Source organism: Alkalihalophilus lindianensis, from assembly GCF_032843265.1.
GTDB classification, from domain to species: Bacteria; Bacillota; Bacilli; order Bacillales; family Bacillaceae_D; genus Alkalihalophilus; species Alkalihalophilus lindianensis.
The window spans coordinates 1-248 of sequence record NZ_JAWJBA010000789.1 but is presented as its reverse complement, the minus strand read 5'-3'; the positions used below and the strand labels follow the sequence as shown (position 1 = coordinate 248).

The 248-nt window shown below is 67.7% G+C and carries 1 protein-coding gene; it reads right to left on the bottom strand.

Annotated elements, in window-relative coordinates; all coding sequences use genetic code 11:
- Positions 1 to 248: hypothetical protein (locus RYX56_RS24340; RefSeq protein ID WP_317124384.1), on the bottom strand; the 248-nt coding region annotated here is incomplete at both ends.

Here is a 248-nt window from a genome sequence, read left to right as displayed (position 1 = left end):
CCCGTCACCACGTTCCGGGTGGTGACCGAGGTGACGACCTGTCGGCCGTCGAGGCGGTTCACCTTGGAGATGAGCTCGTCGACGTTCGCCTTCGCCTCGTTCAGGCCGGGGGTGAGGAACTGCGAACGGACGGTCGCCGGGATGGTGGACAGCACCGACGAGTAGCGCCCGGCCTCGTCCTCTGAGAACCCCAGAGCCCGTGCAGCGTCGTAGATCTGCTGCTCGAGGGACGCGGTCTTCCCCGCGAG